The organism is Nonomuraea sp. NPDC049784 (assembly GCF_040659615.1).
Lineage (GTDB): Bacteria > Actinomycetota > Actinomycetes > Streptosporangiales > Streptosporangiaceae > Nonomuraea.
In genome coordinates, this window is the sequence record NZ_JBFAMX010000249.1 from 1 (window position 1) to 14,511 (window position 14,511).

Sequence of the window (14,511 nt, forward strand, 5' to 3'; positions counted from 1 at the left end):
TGCTCGGGCGGCCCTGGGACGAGGAGCTGGAGCCGTTCCGGTACGCGGGCGACGGCGCCCCGGTCCGCTGGCTCCACGCCGCCGTCTGACCCCCGCCACGGGTTTCCACCAGCCGCAGAGGCCCCGCACCGACGCCGGTGGTGCGGGGCCTCTTGAGACGTCGGTACGGGCCCCGCCCGCGGCGTGCACCGCCCCAACGCCCCCTCGCCGACGTCGGTGCGGGTATGAGGCTGGTAGGAGGTGCTTCGCGGTGCCGAGGACACGCCAAAAGGACCTCGCCGATGTCGGCGAGGTCCTTTGGTATGGCCAGGAAAGGGTTACAGCGGGATGTTGCCGTGGGCGCCGCGGGCGGGTGTGGCCTGGGCGAGGAGCTTGGCGATGGCGCCGCGCGTCTCCTCGGGCTTGATCACCTCGTCGATGACCCCGAGATCCTGAGCCCGGTCGAGGCCTCCGGCCAGCTTCTCGTGCTCGGCGGCCAGCCGCTGCTCCAGCTCGGCCCGCTCCTCCTCCGGCGCGGCGGCGAGCTCGCGCCGCTTGAGGATGCGTACGGCCGCCACCGCTCCCATGACCGCCACCTCGGTGGTCGGCCAGGCGAACACCTTGGTCGCCCCGAGCGCGCGGGAGTTCATCGCGATGTAGGCCCCGCCGTACGCCTTCCGGGTGTACAGCGTGACCCGCGGCACCGAGGCCTCGGCGAAGGCGTGCAGCAGCTTGGCACCCCGCCGCACCACCCCGTCGTGCTCCTGCCCGACCCCGGGCAGGTAACCGGGCACGTCCACGAGGACAACCAACGGCACCCCGAACGCGTCACACATACGAACGAAGCGAGCGGCTTTCTCGGCGGACGTGGCGTCGAGGCAGCCGCCGAGCCGCATCGGGTTGTTGGCGATCACACCGACCGTCCGGCCACCGAGGCGGCCGAGCGACGTGACGATGTTCGGCGCCCACTTGGGGTGCAGCTCGATGCCAGGCTCGTCGAGCAGGTCGTTGACCAGCGGCTTGACGTCGTATGCGCGCCTCGGCGAGTCGGGCAGCAGCGTGGAGAAGTCAACTTCCTCGATTTCTCCCGTGCGCACCCGGCCCTGGTGGCCGAGGAGCGTGGCGAGCTGGCGCGCCTTGACGTACGCGTCGGTCTCGGTCTTGGTGACGACGTGCACGACGCCGCTGCGCTTGCTGTGCGGCTCGGGCCCGCCCAGGGCGGCGGCGTCGACGCTCTCGCCGGTGACGCTGCGGACCACGTCGGGGCCGGTGACGAAGATGCGCCCGGAGTCGGCCAGGATGACGAGGTCGGTCAGCGCGGGGCCGTAGGCGGCGCCGCCGGCGGCCGGGCCGACGACCACGGAGATCTGCGGCACCACGCCGGACGCCTTGGTCATGGCGGCGAAGACCGTGCCGACGGCGTGCAGCGACTCGACGCCATCGGCGAGTCGCGCACCGCCGCAGTGCCAGATCCCGATGATCGGCACCCGTTCACGGACGGCCACGTCATAGGCGTGCACGATGTGCTCGCACCCCTCGGCGCCCATCGCGCCGCCCTGGAAGCGGGCGTCACTGCAGAAGGCGACGACGGGAACACCCTCGACGCGGCCCATGGCGGCCAGCATGCCGCTCTTGTCCTGGGGAGTGATCAGCCGCAGCGAGCCCTCGTCGAGCAGCGCGGTCAGACGGACGACTGGATCGCGGGGATCGGGAGGCTCCTGATCGTTGCCGTCTTCCGCCACCCGGCTGTCAAGCACGGTCATATTAAGCCCCCTTAAACACGACGGTCACGTTGTGGCCGCCGAATCCGAACGAGTTGTTGACCGCGGCGATGTCGCCTCCAGGCAGCGTGCGGTTCGCACCGTGGACGAGGTCCACTTCGATGCCGTCGTCGAGGTTGTCGAGGTTGATGGTGGCGGGAACGATCCGATCCTGCAGCGCCTTGATCGTGAAGACCGACTCGATGCCCCCGGCCCCGCCGAGCAGGTGACCGGTCATGGACTTGGTCGAGGTCACCAGCGGGTGGGTGCCGATGGCCTTGGCCACCGCCTGCACCTCGCCGACGTCTCCCGCGGGGGTCGAGGTGGCGTGCGCGTTGACGTGCTTGACGTCGAGGCCGGTGATGCCGGCGTCGGTCAGGGCCTGCGTCATCGCCATGATGATGCCGCGGCCCTCGGGCTCGGGCTGGGTGATGTGGTGGGCGTCGGCGGAGTAGCCGACGCCGGCGCAGTAGGCGTAGATCCGGGCGCCGCGCGCCTTGGCGTGCTCCTCGGACTCCAGCACCACGATGCCGGCGCCCTCTCCGAGCACGAACCCGTCGCGGTCGCGGTCCCACGGCCGGGACGCGCCCTGCGGGTCGTCGTTGCGGGTGGACATGGCCCGCGCGGCGGCGAAGGCGGCCATGTTGAGCCCGTGAATGGCGGCCTCGGTGCCGCCGGCGACCACGACGTCGGCGCGGCCGACCCTGATCATGTCCATCGCGTGGCCGATGGCCTCGGCTCCTGACGCGCACGCCGACACGGTGGCGTGCACGCCGGCCTGGGCACCCAGGTCGAGGCCGATCCAGGCGGCGGGGCCGTTGGGCATGAGCATCGGCACCGTGAACGGCGAAAGCCGGTTCCAGCCGCGCTCGCGCCAGGTGTCGTACGCGCTCAGCGTGGTGCTGATGCCCCCGATGCCGCTGGAGACCACGACGCCGAGCCGCTCGGGAGCCACCTCGGGGGCGCCGGCGTCCTGCCAGGCCTCCCTGGCGGCGACCAGCGCGAACTGCTCGCTGCGGTCAAGGCGGCGGGACTCGGGCCGGGGCAGCACCTCGGTGGGATCGACCGCCGCCGTCCCCGCGAACTTCACGGGGACGGAGTCGATCCAGTCCGTGGTGAGGGTCTCGACACCCGACTGACCGGCGAGGAGCGCCGTCCAGGTCGAGGTGACGTCTCCACCGACGGGCGTCGTCGCGCCAAGGCCGGTGACGACGACACGTACCCGGTTCGCACTCACGTTTCGCGCTCCTTGCTAGTCAGAATCGAAGGGGTGTCGGATCCGTCAGCCCTGGATGAAGTTGAGGACGTCCTTGACCGTCTTCAGGTTCTTGAGCTGGTCGTCGGGAATCTCGACGCCGAACTCGTCCTGGGCGGCCACGGCGATCTCGACCATGGACAGGGAGTCGATGTCGAGGTCGTCCACGAAGCTCTTCTCGGGGGTCACGTCGGAGGCCGGGATGCCGGTGATCTCATTGATGATCTTGCCGAGGCCTTCGAGGATCTCCTGCTCGGTGGCAGCCATGTCGATATTTCTCCTTTGGTTTCTGGATTCTGTACGGCTGCGCCGTACAAGCTCTTGATGGGTGGGGGAGGCTAAGGGATCTCGATCACTTGCCCCGCGTAGGTCAGCCCCGCGCCGAAGCCGAGCATCAGCGCGAGACCGCCGGAGCGGACCTCGCCGCGCTCGAGCATGCGCGAGAGCGCCAGCGGGATCGAGGCGGCCGAGGTGTTGCCCGCGTTCACGATGTCGCGGGCGATCACGGCCTTGTCGGCGCCCAGCTTGCGGGCGATGGCCTCGATGATGCGCAGGTTGGCCTGGTGGGGCACGAACGCGGCCAGCTCCGAGGGGTCCACGCCCGCCCGGTTGCAGGCTTCGAGCGCCACCGGGTGGAGCGTGGTGGTGGCCCAGCGGAAGACAGTCTGGCCCTCCTGGTGGAGGAAGTCACCGCGGTCCTTGATGTGGATCGCGTCGGACTTGTCGCCGGCGCTGCCCCACACCACGGGGCCGATGCCCGGAATCTCGGACGGGCCCACCACCGCGGCGCCCGCGCCGTCGGCGAAGATCACGGCGGTCGACCTGTCGGTCCAGTCGACCCACTGCGACAGCTTCTCCGCGCCGATGACCAGCACGTGCCTGGCCGAGCCGGCCCGCACGGCGGCGCTCGCGGTGCCGAGCGCGTAGCAGAACCCGGCGCAGGCGGCGTTCACGTCGAAAGCGCCGGGCGCCTGGATGCCGAGACGGTGTGCCACGACGGCGGAGGCGTTGGGGATCTGGGTCTCGAGCGTGCAGGTGGCGACGATGACCAGGTCGACGTCCTCCGGCGACAGGCCGCTCGCGGCCAGCGCCTTGCCGCCGGCGATGGTGGCCATGTCCTCGACGGACTCGCCATGGGGTGCGACCCTGCGCTCCTTGATGCCGACCCGGGACTGGATCCACTCGTCGTTGGTGTCCATGGTCTTGGCGAGGTCGTCATTGGTGACGACCTGTGCCGGCTGGTAGTGGCCCAAGGCCAGAATCCTGCCACCAGGGGCGATGTCGGGGATCTTCACTTGATCAGCTCCCTGGCCGCTTCGAGGTCGTCGGGGGTCTTCAGCGCCACGGTCTGCACGCCGGGCAGGCCGCGCCTGGCCAGGCCGGTGAGTGTGCCGCCGGGCAGCAGCTCGATCATCTTCGTGACGCCGAGCGCGGCCATGGTCTGCATGCAGGCGTCCCATCTGACGGGGCTGCTGATCTGCTTGACCAGCCGCTCCACGAACTCGGCGCCGCCGGCGACCGCCTGCCCGTCCGAGTTGGACAGCAGCGTGATGCCCGGGTCCGCGGGGGCCACGTTCGCGGCGGCCTCGCGCAGGCTCTCCACGGCCGGGGCCATGTGGCGGGTGTGGAACGCGCCGGCCACCTTCAGCGCGATGAGGCGGGCGCGGGCCGGCGGGTCGTCCTTGAGCGCGGCCAGCTGCTCCAGCGTGCCGCCCGCCACGATCTGGCCGGCGCCGTTGATGTTGGCGGGGGTCAGGTCGTGCTTCTCGATGGCGGCCAGGACATCTTCCTCGGCGCCGCCGAGCACGGCGGTCATGCCGGTCTCGGTGATCGCGGCGGCCTTGGCCATGGCCTTTGCGCGCTCACGGACCAGCGTGAGCGCCTGTTCGTGGGTGAGCACCCCGGCCAGCGCGGCGGCGGCGAACTCGCCCACACTGTGGCCGGCGAGCACGTCCGGGGTCGCGCCGAGTGCCTCGGCCGAGGCCAGCGCGGCGGCGACGAGCAGCGGCTGCGCGACCGCGGTGTCGCGGATCTCGTCAGCGTCGGCGGTCGTGCCGTAGGCGATCAGATCGAGCCCGACGACCTCCGACCAGGCGCCGATTCTGTCGGCCACACCGGGCAGCTCGAGCCAGGGGGACAGGAAGCCTGGCGTTTGGGCACCTTGGCCCGGAGCGACGAGTACAAGCACAAACCCCACCTTGCCCTGTAGAACTCCGACACGCGGATAATGATCCGCACGAACTTCGTCCGGGGGGTTTTGTAGGAAGCCTACAGTGGGGGTTTCGCCATCATTACGTTAGGGCGCGCCATGTAACAGCGCTCTCCGACAACCGCCCGAGAATCAGGCCGACCTGGAGGGTGAAGGCGGACCTGCCCTCGGTGGGCTGGTACCCGGTCAGCTCCGTGATTTTCTTCAGGCGGTAGCGGACGGTGTTGGGGTGGACGAACAGCAGCCGCGCCGTCGCCTCCAGCGAGGTGCCCTGCTCCAGGTACGTGGCCAGCGTGTCGAGCAGCGGCGTCCCGGCGAGCGGGAGGTAGACGTTCTCGATGAGCTGCTGCCTGGCGTCGTCGTCACCGTCGAGCGCCCGCTCGGCCAGCAGGTCTTCCGCGTGCACCGGCCTGGGCGCGTCGGGCCAGCCGGACGACGCCTTGAGCCCGGCCAGCGCCGCCCTGGCGGACCTCGCCGCGGCGTGCAGGTCGGGGACCTCGGGGCCGATGACGATGGGGCCCATCCCGAAGCGGTGCACGACCTGCTTGGCCGCGTCGTTGACGCTCTCCGCGCCGCCCACGATCACGATCAGCCGGTCGGCCTGCACGCCGGCCAGCAGGTCCATGCCGATGCGGCGGCCTTTCTCCCGGAGGCCGTCGATGACCGCGCGGGGATCGTCGTCGGGGGCCTGGCCGGCGATGACGACCACGGGGGAGGAGGTCCAGCCCAGCGCGGCCGCCCAGGAGTGCAGGCCGTCGTCGACCTCGCCGCGTACGAGGGCGTCCACGATCAGGGCCTCGAGCCTGGCGTCCCATGCGCCCCTGGCCTCGGCCTCGCGGGCGTAGACATGGGCGGCGGCGAAGGCGACGTCGCGGGTGTAGCGGAGCATGGCCTGCTGGAGCTGGTCCTCGCCGCCGGGTGCGGCCAGTTCGTGGGCCTGAGCCTCGACCACCTCGACCACGACCCTGACGATGTCGACGGTCTGCTGGAGCGAGATGGAGCGCTTGAGCTCGCGCGGGGCCGTGCCGAAGAACTCGATGCTGGGGGTGGGGCGATCCTCGCCGGCGGTCGAGAACCACTCGACGAACGCGGCGATGCCGGCCTGCGCCACGAGCCCCACCCACGACCGGTCCTCCGCGCGGAGCGCGCGGAACCACGGCAGCTGCTCGTCCATGCGAGCCATCGCGGCCGTGCCGAGCGAGCCCATCGCCCGCTCGAGCCTGCGCGTGGTGTCCTCCCGGGTCCGGTCTGTCACGTCTCCTAGAGTGCCAGCTCCGCCCGGATGACCGCGACGGCCGCTCCGCCGCGACCGGCTAGATGACCGCGACCGCGGTGATGAGGCCGATCGCCAGGTGCGTGACGGCGAGCAGGCGCGCGCCCGGCTGCAGTTCCTGCTCCCTCACCAGGTCGCGTACGGAGATGCCGACGATCCGGTCGAACACCAGCATCGCCACGGTCTGCACCACGATGCCGACCAGGCCGAACACCGCCGTGCCCGCCAGCCCCTCGGCGAGCCGGCCGCCGGAGGACCAGATGGAGGCGGCCACGATCAGGCCGACCGCGGCCAGGGCGGAGGTGGTGAGCAGGGTGGCGTTCGGGTTGCGCTGGGTGCGGATGACCTCGCTCAGCTTGCCTGGGGTGGCCCAGTCGATCACGTAGAAGCCGACGATCATCAGGATCACGCCGACGGCGGCGTAGGCGGCGATGGCGCCGGCGCCACGGGCGAGGGTCTCGAGAAGAGTCACGTTGATTCCTATCAGGGATGCGTTGGGGGATTCAGGCGATGAGGTGAGGGACGAACGAGGAGGTGTCGTCGGTGATCAGGCCGGTCGTCTCCCTGATCCCCAGCCCGGCGGGCTCGTCGGCGACCACCCAGGCACCGAGCACCGGCCGCTGCCCCTCGAACTCGGGCAGCGCCTCGAAGCCCTGGAAGACGTAGCCCTCCTGGCCGTAGACGCCCGGCGTCTCCTCCGTGACCTCGGGGGTGACGATGCGCATTGAGGCGCCCTCCCTGCCCAGCAGCGGCTTGGCGATGTAGGAGGTCAGGTCGCGCGGCCCGTCGAGGTAGGCGGGCAGCAGGTTGGGGTGCCCGGGGTTGAGCTCCCACAGGACGGCCAGCAGCGCCTTGTTGGACAGCAGCGTCTTCCACAGCGGCTCGATCCAGGTGGAGTGACGTACGGCCTGCCGCCCGAAGTCGTCGGCCAGCATCCACTCCCACGGGTAGAGCTTGAACGCCGAGCGGATCGCGCGTTCCTCGACGTCCACGAAGCGGCGGTTGAGCGAGTCCCAGCCGATGTCCTCCATGGCGACGGCGATGGTGTGCAGGCCCGCCTGCTCGGCGGTCTCCTGCAGGTAGGCCACGGTCATGGCCTCTTCGCCGGTCTCGTCCATGTTCGTGAACGCGAAGTGAGTGGGCCCGGGCGGCAGTCGCAGCTCGCGCCAGCGCTCGATGAGCCGCTCGTGCATGGAGTTCCACTGGTCGGCGCCCGGATGGACGTCCTGTAGCCAGAACCACTGCACGACCGACGACTCCACGAGTGAGGTCGGCGTGTCGGCGTTGTACTCCAGCAGCTTGGCCGGGCCCGTGCCGTCGTAGCGCAGGTCGAAGCGGGCGTACACGTGAGGGTCACGGCGCTCCCACGAGCGCGCGACCTCCTCCCATGCCCACTCGGGAAGGACGAAGTCGGCGAAGCGCCTCGTCGAGACCACGTGCTCGACGGCGCGCAGGCACATGTCGTGGAGCTCCTCGACCTGCTCCTCCAGCTCCTCGACCTCGTCCATCGAGAACACGTAGTGAACCGACTCGTCCCAGTAGGGCCGGGTCAGCCCCGACGGGTGCGCGACCCGGTGGTAGGCCAGGCCCTGGCTCTCGATCGTCTTCTCCCAGCCGTCCCTGGGAGTGCCATGCTCGCGCCGCACCCGTCAGCTCCCGCCGCCCCAGTGGCTGCCGAAGCCGCCCCGCTGGATCGCTTTCCCGTTGCGGGAATTGATGTTCACGTCGGTGGGCCGGTACGTGGTGCCGCCGCGCACCTTGTTACCGACCCGGGTGCCCCCGTAGTACCACAGGTAGGCTCCGCGCGACCCGCCGTAGTAGTGGTACGAGCCATTGCCGTCATCGTCGCAGTAGTCGTCGTCCACGACCTCGTACGTGCCGTCCTGCAACTGCATGACGCAGTCGGCGGTGACGTCGTCGTCATCCTGCACGGCGGCGCAGTAGCCGACCAGCATGACGGACAGTACCCCGAGAATGGTCAGCGGGATGGCCTTCGACGCCTTGCGCGCGGGAGGCGGAGGCGTCGGGTGGGTTTGCGGCGGATGTGCCATCAAGCTCCTGCTTTCATGGGCCGATCAGCCTATCGGTGGCTCTCGTGCCCGTTCAATCCTGTTGTCGCGCCCCGGGTATGTTCGGTCCATGGAACCGGTTGAGGCTCTGCGCGAGATCGCCTTCCTGCTGGAGCGCGCCGGCGAGCCCACGTATCGCGTGCGTGCCTTCCGTCGCGCCGCCCAGGTCGTCGCCGACCTGCCCAGGGAGGAGCTCGTGCGGCTGTCCCGCACCGGCGGACTCGGTGACCTTCCCGGCATCGGCAAGGTCACCGCCCTTGTGGTCAACGAAAGCCTCGACGGGCAGGTTCCGACCTATTTGCGGCGGATGCGGGCGACCGAGGGTGTGCAGCTCGACGAGGAGACCGCGGCGCTGCGTGCCGCTCTGAAGGGCGATCTGCACAGCCATTCGGACTGGTCGGACGGCGGCTCGCCGATCGAGGAGATGGCCGAGGCGGCCCGGGGGCTCGGCCACGAGTATCTTGCGCTCACCGACCATTCGCCGCGGCTGACCGTGGCCAAGGGCCTGTCGGCCGAGCGACTGGAGCGTCAGCTCGACGTGGTGGCCGAGCTGAACAAGCGGCTGGCGCCGTTCCGGATCCTGACCGGCATCGAGGTGGACATCAACCTGGACGGCTCGCTCGACCAGTCGGACGAGCTGCTGGAGCGACTGGACGTGGTGGTGGCCAGCGTCCACTCCAAGCTCCGCATGGACGGCGACGACATGACCCGCCGGATGGTCACCGCCATCGCCAACCCCCTGGTGGACGTGCTCGGCCACTGCACGGGGCGGGTGGTGCAGGCCGGCGGCAAGCGCGGCGAGCGCCGCCCGGAGTCGTCATTCGACGCCGAGCTGGTCTTCGAGGCCTGCCGCCGCTTCGGGGTGGCGGTGGAGGTCAACTCCCGGCCCGACCGGCTCGATCCGCCCAAGCGGCTGATGCGGCTGGCGTACGAGATGGGGTGCGTGTTCGCGATCGACTCCGACGCCCACGCGCCCGGGCAGCTCGACTGGCAGCGGTACGGCTGTGAGCGCGCGGCGAGATGCGGCATCGAGGCGGAGCGCGTCGTCAACACCTGGCCGCTGGACCGGCTGCTCGACTGGACCTCCGCCTGAACGTCACTCGCCCATGCCGGCCCGTGCCATGCACACCCTCCGCTCCCAGCTCATCCAACGCGCCTCCGTGGCCCCGCCCAGGGGCAGGTGACGGCGTGCCGTCCTGACGCGATACTCCTCTGCGGGCGGTGGCCCACTGGTGAAACGGAATCGTTCGCTTTCGAAAGCAAGCGTCGGCGGTACGATGACGCAGGAAAACGCGCAGAGCCGGAAGGAGCCCCACGTGCTGGCCGAGGAGCGACACGGGGCGATCTTGCAGGAGCTGAGCCGCAAGGGCTCGGTCAAGGTCGCCGATCTGGCCGCCAGCCTTGGCGTCTCAGCCGTCACCATCCGGCACGACGTGCGGGAGCTGGCCGGACGCGGGCTGCTCGTCCGGGTGCACGGCGGTGCCGTGTCGGTTCCGGACGCACCGCCGCGGGATGGTGCGGAGCCGGCCGCCGGCGAGCAGGTCAGGGAGCGTGAGCGGCGCGAGCCGTACGTGCTCGGCATGCTCGTGCCGCAGATCACGTACTACTTCCCGGCGGTGATCAGGGGTGCGCAGGCGGCGGCGCGCGAGCTCGGCGTGCGGATCAGCCTCGCGGTCTCCCGCTACGATCCGAAGGAGGACCGCCGCCAGGTGGCGCAGCTGCTGTCGTCCGGCGTGGACGGCCTGCTGCTGACGCCGAGTGAGAACCCCACGCTCTCGCTCGTCACGGAGCAGTGGGTGAACGAGCTCGACGTGCCCGTGGTGCTCGTCGAGCGGAAGGCGGGCTGGTCGATGCCGGCGGTGGAGCAGGCGGCGACCGACCACGCGTACGGCGCCTATCTGGCCACGTGTCATCTCGCCCGGCTGGGGCACGAGCGGGTGGCGCTGCTCGCCTGCGAGAGCAGGAGCACCCCGTGGATCCGCGAGGGACACGAGCTCGCCCAGCGCTCTCTCGGCCTGCGGGAGGGGCCCGTGCGCATCTTCCCCCGGGCCGCCGTGGGCGCGCCGGCGGGGATGGACGAGCACGTCGACGACGTCCTGGACACCTTCGGGGAGCAGGGCGTGCGCGCCGCCCTCGTGCACAACGACATGGACGCCCTCTCCCTGGTCAGGCAGCTCCGCGGGCGCGGGGTCTCGATACCGGAGGATCTGGCGATCGTGACCTACGACGACGAGGTCGCCTCCCTCGCCGACGTCCCCCTGACCGCCGTGTCGCCGCCCAAGGAGGAGGTGGGGGCCGCGGCCGTGCGGATGCTCGTCGATCGGCTGGACGATCCGGGCAGGCCGCTGCGCGGTCTGCTGCTGCGGCCGAGCCTGCGGATCCGGGCCTCGTGCGGCGCGACGCTTGTCTGAGTACTTTCGTTTTCTTTCGTTTTTCATGCTTGTAACACGATTGTGATTGATCGTGGCTTGGGACTCATTGACAGGCTTCATTCGAAATCAAATGATTGCACCAATCTTCACTCCCCTCCCTGGACGGTGCATATGAAGCCCAGATGCCTGCGGATCACGGCCCTGCTCGCGGGCGCTGTCGTCTCGCTGTCGGCACTGGCCGCCTGCGGGGGCACGGATTCGGGTGCCTCCGACGCGAAGCCGGAGGCGGACGTCATCACGTTCCGCTCCTTCGTCAAGGCCTCCGACGTCGTCACCGCCGCCTTCAACAAGACCCATAAGGACTTCCAGGTCAAGTGGGAGAACGTGCCGAGCGGCGGGGACTACTACACCAAGCTCGCCAGCTCGGTGAAGGCCGGCAACGTCCCCGACGTGGCCATCGTCGAGTACAACCAGCTGCCCGACGTGGTCAGCCAGGGCGAGCTGGAGGACCTCACCGAGACGGCGGGCCCGGTGGTCGCCAAGAACTTCCCCGCCCAGGTCCAGCAACTGGTGAACCTCGGCGGCAAGACCTGGGGCATCCCCCGCGACGTCGCCCCGCTGGTGTTCTTCTACCGCAAGGACTTCTACGACAAGCACAAGCTCGAGCTGCCGAAGACCTGGGACGACTACACGAAGCTGCTCGAGGGCGTGAAGAAGGCCGACCCGAAGGCCCGCGGCGGGATCTTCGCGACCGCCGACCCCGGCGTGCTGGCCGCGCTCTCCTGGCAGGCCGGCGGACGCTGGTACGGCACCGAGGGCCAGTCGTGGAAGGTGTCCATCGACGACGAGCCGTCCAAGAAGATGGCCGCGTACTGGAACGACCTGGTCCTGAAGGGGCTGGTCGGCACGTACAACTCGACGAGCGACGACGCCTTCTTCCAGGCGGTGCAGAAGGGGCAGATCGTCTCCTACGTCTGCGCGAACTGGTGCGCGGGCGCCCTCCAGTCCACCGTTCCCGACCAGAAGGGCAAGTGGGCCGTCGCGGCGGTGCCGAGCTGGGACGGCCAGCCGGCCTCCGCGATGCTCGGCGGCTCGGCCTTCACCGTCCCCAAGGGCGCCAAGCACCCCGAGCAGGCTCTCGAGTTCATCAAGTGGATCACCACGGATCCCGAGGGCATGAAGGCCTGGCTGTCCAGCGGCACCAGCAGCATGCTCCCGGCCTCGCCGGCCCTGCTGCCGGCCACCAGCGCCTTCAAGACCGACTTCTACGGTGGCCAGGACATCTTCTCCGTCGTCTCCAAGGCGTACGAGTCGGTCCCGGCCGGCTGGACGTGGGGGCCGAGCGCCGGCGTGACGGGGACGACGATCTCCGACTCGCTCGGCAAGGTCGCCGGCGGCGAGGTGAAGCTCGCCGACGTGCTCACGAGCGCCCAGCAGGCCACCGTGGCCGACTTCAAGAACCGCGGCCTGAGCGTCGCCCAGTAGTCCCATCCAGGACCGGTGTCCGTCCAGCGGGACGGACACCGCCTTCGACCCCTTGAAGGAGATGCCGTGGCGACCCGCCTGACCCGGGGGCAGGGACGCACCGCCGCCCTGCTCGTCGGCCCGTTCCTCCTGCTCTTCCTCGCCTTCTCCGTCGCGCCGCTGGTGTACGCGGCGTGGCTCAGCCTGTTCACCGAGCGCAGCTCCGGCCTCGGCTTCGGCGGCGTCGAGACCTTCTTCGCCGGCCTCGGCAACTACGCCCGGGCGCTCGGCGACGCGGCGTTCCGCGACAGTTTCGTGGTCATCGCGACCTACGTCCTGCTGTACATCCCCGTGATGATCGGGGGCGCGCTCCTGCTCGCCCTGCTGCTCGACTCGGCCATGGCCCGAGCCAAGCGCTTCTTCCAGCTCGGCCTCTTCCTGCCGCACGCCGTACCTGGACTCATCGCCGCGATCATCTGGGTGTACCTGTACACGCCAGGGCTCAGCCCGGTGATCGACGTGCTCGAGTCGGCCGGTGTGAAGTGGAGCTTCCTGTCGGCCGACCACGCCATGTTCTCGGTGGTCAACATCTCCACCTGGGAGTGGATCGGCTACAACATGGTCATCCTCTACGCCGCCCTGCAGGCCATCCCGAGGGACGTCCTGGAGGCGGGGACGGTCGACGGGGCGAGCGGGCTGCGGATCGCACTGCGGATCAAGGTTCCGCTCATCCGCCCGGCGATCGCGCTCAACGTGCTCTTCACCGTCATCGGCGCCCTGCAGCTCTTCACCGAGCCGAAGGTGATCTACCGGGCGTCGACCGAGATCGGCAGCTCCTGGAGCCCGAACATGTACGCGATGCGCGCCGCCTTCGACAACCACGACTACGGCCTGGCCGCGTCCGCCTCGATCCTGATCGCCCTGCTCGGCGGGGTTCTGTCCTTCATCGTGACCCGGTTCTCGGCGCGGAGGGTGCAGCCATGACACTCACCGCGACACCCGCACCGCCGGTTCCCGCCTCCAGGAAGCACAGCAAGCCCGGCCCTCGCCTGATGGCGCGCCTGCTCTCACGTACGGCCGTCAACGGCGTCCTCGTCGTCGCCGTGCTCTACACGGTGATGCCGCTCCTGTGGCTGCTCATGGCGGCCACGAAGAACATGCGCGACCTCTTCGGCACCAGCGGCTTCTCCTTCGGACGGACCTTCGACCTAGGTGCCAACCTCGCGCACCTGTTCAGCGCGGGCGACGGCATCTACCTGCGGTGGCTCGGCAACACCGCCCTCTACGCCGTGGGCGGCGCCCTCATCGCCACCACCCTGTGCGTGGCGGCGGGGTACGCCTTCGACAAGCTCTCGTTCCCGTTCAAGGAGAAGATCTTCGGACTGATCCTCCTCGGGGTGCTCGTGCCGGCCAGCGCGATGGCCCTGCCCATCTACCTGCTGGCGTCGAAGACCGGCATCGTCAACACCTTCTGGGGCGTCTTCCTCCCGAGCCTGGTCTTCCCCTTCGGGGTCTATCTCGCCCGGGTGTTCAGCGCCGCGTACGTGCCCGGCGAGGTGATCGAGGCGACCCGCGTCGACGGCGCCGGCGACCTGCGGACCTTCCTCAGCGTCGGCTTCCCGATGCTCCGCACGGCCTTCGTCACCATCTTCCTCTTCCAGTTCACCGGCATCTGGAACAGCTTCTTCCTACCGCTCGTGATGCTGACCGACCAACACCTTTACCCGCTCAACCTGGGTCTGTACACCTGGCAGACCACGTCGCTGAATCAGGGTCATCCGGAGGACTACCTGCTCGCCATCACCGGTTCGCTGGTGGCGGTCGTGCCGCTGGTCATCGCCTTCGTGGTGCTGCAGCGGTACTGGAGGGCGGGCATGACCGCTGGAGCCGTCAAGTGACCCTTCCCCGCGCGCTGCTCGCCATGGAGCCGCGCTTCAAGAACGACCTGTTCGGGCCGGACGAGCTCGACCGGCTCACCCGGCTGGTGGACGTCGTCCCCGGCCTGGTCGTCAGCGACTTCGCGGACGTGCCGGAGCTGGCCTCGGCCGAGGTCCTCGTCACCTGCTGGGGCTGTCCGGCCATCGACGCTTCCGTGCTGCGGCGGGCACCCGGACTGCGCGCCGTCGTCCA

15 protein-coding genes and 1 pseudogene are annotated in these 14,511 nt (G+C 69.8%); 7 read left to right on the forward strand and 9 right to left on the reverse strand.

From position 1 onward, the window contains the following. On the forward strand, positions 1 to 89 hold an 89-nt coding region (locus AB0J09_RS36095), incomplete at its 5' end, for a DUF3145 family protein (RefSeq protein WP_360700997.1). Positions 90 to 317: 228 nt separating this feature from the next. Here the strand turns inward: AB0J09_RS36095 and AB0J09_RS36100 are convergent. The 9 genes from AB0J09_RS36100 to AB0J09_RS36140 all read right to left on the reverse strand — a co-directional run bounded on the left by AB0J09_RS36100 (position 318) and on the right by AB0J09_RS36140 (position 8,527). Then, positions 318 to 1,742: a carboxyl transferase domain-containing protein gene (locus AB0J09_RS36100; protein WP_360700963.1), complete on the reverse strand. Its 1,425-nt coding sequence runs from the start codon at positions 1,740 to 1,742 to the stop codon at positions 318 to 320. A 1-nt stretch (position 1,743) separates the two neighbouring features. Continuing rightward, complete coding sequence (gene fabF / locus AB0J09_RS36105) at positions 1,744 to 2,976, reverse strand: beta-ketoacyl-ACP synthase II (protein WP_360700965.1); 1,233 nt, start codon at positions 2,974 to 2,976, stop codon at positions 1,744 to 1,746. 45 nt (positions 2,977 to 3,021) lie between these two features. Beyond that, positions 3,022 to 3,261, reverse strand: a complete 240-nt coding sequence (locus tag AB0J09_RS36110; protein ID WP_360700967.1) for an acyl carrier protein — start codon at positions 3,259 to 3,261, stop codon at positions 3,022 to 3,024. A gap of 71 nt (positions 3,262 to 3,332) precedes the next feature. Further along, on the reverse strand, positions 3,333 to 4,289 hold the full coding sequence (locus tag AB0J09_RS36115) for a beta-ketoacyl-ACP synthase III (protein ID WP_360700970.1): 957 nt from the start codon (positions 4,287 to 4,289) through the stop codon (positions 3,333 to 3,335). Beyond that, positions 4,286 to 5,182 carry an ACP S-malonyltransferase gene (locus AB0J09_RS36120; protein WP_360700972.1) on the reverse strand — a complete coding sequence of 299 codons (897 nt, stop codon included), beginning with the start codon at positions 5,180 to 5,182 and terminating at the stop codon, positions 4,286 to 4,288. Before AB0J09_RS36120 ends, AB0J09_RS36115 begins: the two co-directional genes overlap by 4 nt. 103 nt (positions 5,183 to 5,285) lie before the next feature. Continuing rightward, the gene (locus AB0J09_RS36125; RefSeq protein ID WP_360700999.1) at positions 5,286 to 6,410 is read right to left on the reverse strand and encodes a helix-turn-helix domain-containing protein; all 1,125 of its coding nucleotides are present in this window, start codon (positions 6,408 to 6,410) and stop codon (positions 5,286 to 5,288) included. 106 nt (positions 6,411 to 6,516) lie between these two features. Beyond that, positions 6,517 to 6,948 carry a DUF350 domain-containing protein gene (locus AB0J09_RS36130; RefSeq protein ID WP_360700975.1) on the reverse strand — a complete coding sequence of 144 codons (432 nt, stop codon included), beginning with the start codon at positions 6,946 to 6,948 and terminating at the stop codon, positions 6,517 to 6,519. Between the two features lie 31 nt (positions 6,949 to 6,979). Next, entirely contained in the window at positions 6,980 to 8,122 is a 1,143-nt protein-coding gene (locus AB0J09_RS36135) for a glutathionylspermidine synthase family protein (protein WP_360700978.1), read from the reverse strand. 3 nt (positions 8,123 to 8,125) lie between these two features. Beyond that, positions 8,126 to 8,527, reverse strand: a complete 402-nt coding sequence (locus AB0J09_RS36140; protein WP_360700981.1) for a hypothetical protein — start codon at positions 8,525 to 8,527, stop codon at positions 8,126 to 8,128. An 88-nt stretch (positions 8,528 to 8,615) separates the two neighbouring features. Between AB0J09_RS36140 and AB0J09_RS36145 the strand changes: the two genes are divergently transcribed. The 6 genes and pseudogenes from AB0J09_RS36145 to AB0J09_RS36170 form a co-directional block, all read left to right on the forward strand. Then, positions 8,616 to 9,638, forward strand: coding sequence for a PHP domain-containing protein (locus AB0J09_RS36145; RefSeq protein ID WP_360700984.1), 1,023 nt, complete (start codon positions 8,616 to 8,618; stop codon positions 9,636 to 9,638). 223 nt (positions 9,639 to 9,861) lie between these two features. After that, on the forward strand, positions 9,862 to 10,956 hold the full coding sequence (locus AB0J09_RS36150; protein ID WP_360700986.1) for a substrate-binding domain-containing protein: 1,095 nt from the start codon (positions 9,862 to 9,864) through the stop codon (positions 10,954 to 10,956). A 132-nt stretch (positions 10,957 to 11,088) separates the two neighbouring features. Continuing rightward, positions 11,089 to 12,402 carry an extracellular solute-binding protein gene (locus AB0J09_RS36155; RefSeq protein WP_360700989.1) on the forward strand — a complete coding sequence of 438 codons (1,314 nt, stop codon included), beginning with the start codon at positions 11,089 to 11,091 and terminating at the stop codon, positions 12,400 to 12,402. A gap of 66 nt (positions 12,403 to 12,468) precedes the next feature. Further along, a complete protein-coding gene (locus AB0J09_RS36160) occupies positions 12,469 to 13,365 on the forward strand; it encodes a sugar ABC transporter permease (protein WP_360700992.1) in 897 nt (298 codons plus the stop codon). Further along, complete coding sequence (locus tag AB0J09_RS36165) at positions 13,362 to 14,279, forward strand: carbohydrate ABC transporter permease (protein ID WP_360700995.1); 918 nt, start codon at positions 13,362 to 13,364, stop codon at positions 14,277 to 14,279. Before AB0J09_RS36160 ends, AB0J09_RS36165 begins: the two co-directional genes overlap by 4 nt. Next, a pseudogene (locus AB0J09_RS36170) lies at positions 14,276 to 14,511 on the forward strand (hydroxyacid dehydrogenase); the annotation flags it as partial. The gene AB0J09_RS36165 and the pseudogene AB0J09_RS36170, both read left to right, overlap by 4 nt.

Coding starts and splice junctions, on each gene's coding strand:
- AB0J09_RS36100 (WP_360700963.1), bottom strand. CDS start 1,742: ATGACCGTGCTTGACAGCCGGGTGGCGGAAGACGGCAACGATCAGGAG.
- AB0J09_RS36110 (WP_360700967.1), bottom strand. CDS start 3,261: ATGGCTGCCACCGAGCAGGAGATCCTCGAAGGCCTCGGCAAGATCATC.
- AB0J09_RS36155 (WP_360700989.1), top strand. CDS start 11,089: ATGAAGCCCAGATGCCTGCGGATCACGGCCCTGCTCGCGGGCGCTGTC.
- AB0J09_RS36145 (WP_360700984.1), top strand. CDS start 8,616: ATGGAACCGGTTGAGGCTCTGCGCGAGATCGCCTTCCTGCTGGAGCGC.
- AB0J09_RS36140 (WP_360700981.1), bottom strand. CDS start 8,527: ATGGCACATCCGCCGCAAACCCACCCGACGCCTCCGCCTCCCGCGCGC.
- AB0J09_RS36125 (WP_360700999.1), bottom strand. CDS start 6,410: ATGGGCTCGCTCGGCACGGCCGCGATGGCTCGCATGGACGAGCAGCTG.
- AB0J09_RS36165 (WP_360700995.1), top strand. CDS start 13,362: ATGACACTCACCGCGACACCCGCACCGCCGGTTCCCGCCTCCAGGAAG.